Source organism: Pseudomonas sp. PA-4-8C (genome assembly GCF_021606625.1).
In the GTDB taxonomy this organism is placed as follows: Bacteria; Pseudomonadota; Gammaproteobacteria; order Pseudomonadales; family Pseudomonadaceae; genus Aquipseudomonas; species Aquipseudomonas lactis.
The window spans coordinates 1-2,654 of the sequence record NZ_WKCD01000445.1 but is presented as its reverse complement, the minus strand read 5'-3'; the positions used below and the strand labels follow the sequence as shown (position 1 = coordinate 2,654).

The window sequence follows — 2,654 nt, the reverse complement described above, 5'->3', positions numbered from 1 at the left end:
GTTCCATGTCTTGCGTATTTTTTGTGTTGAGTGTCGGAAAACTGCACTTTTAATCGGGTTATTCTCTGAAGTTGGTCGACCTGTATTCTCGGGTCGTTGAACCTGTGATTTGCTGTACCACCGGATGACCTTGCATGAGGTCCGCCGCAGATGTCTGTACTAGCCTTACGCGTTCTCTTCAGTTTTTTAATGACTCTATGATCGTGTCGTAACGGCTATTTTTTGTGCTGCTCGCTTCGGCGGCCAGCGCTTTTTTGATGTGGGGGCGTTTCCTTGGCAGTCAGTAATCTGGATATGCACGCGTTATTCGTGCTGGGTGATTTGCGCGCTAAGTTGGTCAAGCAGTTTCAATCTCGGTTTGTCTACATCACTGAACAGACGCCGGAAGGTATTTATATCGCCGAGATCGATACTGAAACGGCGCTGGTCGTGGATGACAAGCCGCGCCTGGAACTCAAAGTGGGCGACCATTTTCGCGCTTCGGTGTTGCCCAGCCGCGAGGGTGGCAAGTTCGAATTGAGGTTTCGCGACATCAAGTTGACCGTGTACGGCCTCGGCGACTATGCCTTTGTGTCATCGAACGAAGGCCAGGGTATTGTGTTCAAGGAAGGCCACAGCGTGATGCTGGTATTCGCTGCCCATGAGCAATTGCAAGAAGGGTTGACCAAAACCCTGAAGGCCGTGACGGGCAAAGCCGCCAAATGGCGCAAGGGTGAGCTGGTGACCTTCAAGGCCAGCGAGTAGGCGATAAATACGCTGTGCATCTTTGTCTTTTGGAACCTCTACTACAGTTGAGTTGACTTAACTATTCAGAGGCTTCGCGCATTCGCAGCAAAGCCGTTCGCCATGACTGCGAAAACGCGAGGTGCACAGGCATGAAAGGATTGAAGTCACTGCTGGCGGCGGGCCTGACGACCCTGACTCTGTCATTGCCGGTATCGGCTGCCCAGGCACCGGTGCATTTTGCCGACCTGAACTGGGAAAGCGGCAGCCTGATCACAGAAGTCCTGCGTTTTATCGTCGAGAAGGGTTATGACCTGCCCACCGACACCTTGCCAGGCACCACCATCACCCTGGAAACCGCCCTGGCCAAGAATGATATCCAGGTGATCGGCGAGGAGTGGGCTGGCCGCAGCCCGGTGTGGGTCAAGGCGCAAGCCGAAGGCAAGGTGACGGGCCTGGGCGATATCGTCAAAGGCGCCACCGAAGGGTGGTGGGTGCCGGAATACGTGGTCAAGGGTGACCCGGCAAAAGGGCTCAAACCCCTGGCACCGGACCTCAAAAGCGTACAGGACCTGGCGCGTTACAAGGACGTGTTCAAAGACCCTGAGTCTCCAGGCAAGGGACGCTTTCTCAACAGCCCTATTGGCTGGACCTCCGAAGTGGTCAACAAACAGAAGCTCAAGGCTTATGGCCTGGACGACAGCTACGTGAACTTCCGCAGCGGGTCAGGCGCAGCGCTGGATGCGGAGATTGCCTCGTCGATTCGCCGGGGCAAGCCCGTGCTGTTCTACTACTGGTCGCCGACCCCGTTGATGGGGCGCTACAAATTGATCCAGTTGGAAGAACCGCCATTTGATGCAGATGCGTGGAAGACCCTCACTGACGCGGACAACCCGAACCCGAAGCCGACGCGCTCGTTGGCGTCCAAGTTGAGCATTGGCGTATCGACGCCGTTCCAGCAGGAACATCCACACATTGCCGAGTTCTTCGAGAAGGTCGAGTTTCCCATCGAGCCGCTTAACAAAGCCTTGGCGACGATGAGCGAGCGCCATACGCCCCCTCGGGAGGTGGCCCAGGCGTTTCTCAAGGAACATCCACAGGTGTGGAAGGCGTGGTTGACGGCCGATGTGGCGCAGAAGGTCGAGGCGAGCCTCAAGTAAGCGCCAGTCTTGGTATCCAGTGAAGATCAAAATGTGGGAGCTGGCTTGCCTGCGATGACCGAGTGTCAGACAACCTATTTTTATGCTGACCCACCGCTATCGCAGGCAAGCCAGCTCCCACATTTGATTGTGTTTGAGCTTTAAAATTTGGTCTGTACAGCCAGCTCAAAGGTCCTCGGTGACCCCAGATAGTACGCCGGCGACACATGGGCAAACTCGGCATACACCTCGTTGGTCAGGTTACGCACCCGCCCGGTGACCGAGGTGTTCGCATCCAGCTTATAGCGCAGGAATGTGCCAAACAGCGTATACGCCGGCACGGTCTGGGTGTTGGCGTTGTCTGCATACACCTGGGCGACGTAGCGCGCATCCACGCCACCTTGCCAATCCTCGGCAAAGTCGTAGGTCAGCCAGAGGTTGCCCACACGCTTGGGCACGTTGGTCGGCGTGTTGCCCTTGCGCGACACCACGGCGCCGCTGGCGGTTTTTTCGTTGAACTCATCGTACTGCGCGTCCACCCAGGCAAAGTTGCCTTCGGCCAGTAGTTTCGGTGTGATATGCAACGAGCTGGCCAGTTCGATGCCCTTGGACGACTGCGCGCCCACCGGGATGCTGCTGGTCGGGTCCAGCGGGTCGGTGACGGCAAAGTCCTTGCGTTCGATCTTGTAGGCCGCGACCGTGGCGGAGCCCCTACCTTGCAGGTAATCGAACTTGCTGCCGATTTCCCATTGCTTGCCGGTGGACACGTCGAACACTTGGGTAGTGGTATTG

At 56.7% G+C, this 2,654-nt stretch carries 3 protein-coding genes; 2 read left to right on the top strand and 1 reads right to left on the bottom strand.

Translation table 11 applies throughout. From position 1 onward, the window contains the following. The first annotated feature begins 294 nt into the window (after window positions 1–294). Both GIW04_RS29705 and GIW04_RS29700 read left to right on the top strand, forming a co-directional pair. Window positions 295–744, top strand: coding sequence for a hypothetical protein (locus GIW04_RS29705; RefSeq protein WP_044274081.1), 450 nt, complete (start codon window positions 295–297; stop codon window positions 742–744). 131 nt (window positions 745–875) lie between these two features. Further along, window positions 876–1,883 (top strand): ABC transporter substrate-binding protein, encoded by a 1,008-nt coding sequence (locus tag GIW04_RS29700; RefSeq protein WP_120248128.1) that lies wholly within the window; start codon window positions 876–878, stop codon window positions 1,881–1,883. Window positions 1,884–2,023: 140 nt separating this feature from the next. On the opposite strand, the gene GIW04_RS29695 is transcribed toward GIW04_RS29700, so the two are convergent. Continuing rightward, the coding region (locus tag GIW04_RS29695) for a TonB-dependent receptor (RefSeq protein WP_236479529.1) at window positions 2,024–2,654 on the bottom strand (631 nt) is incomplete at its 5' end.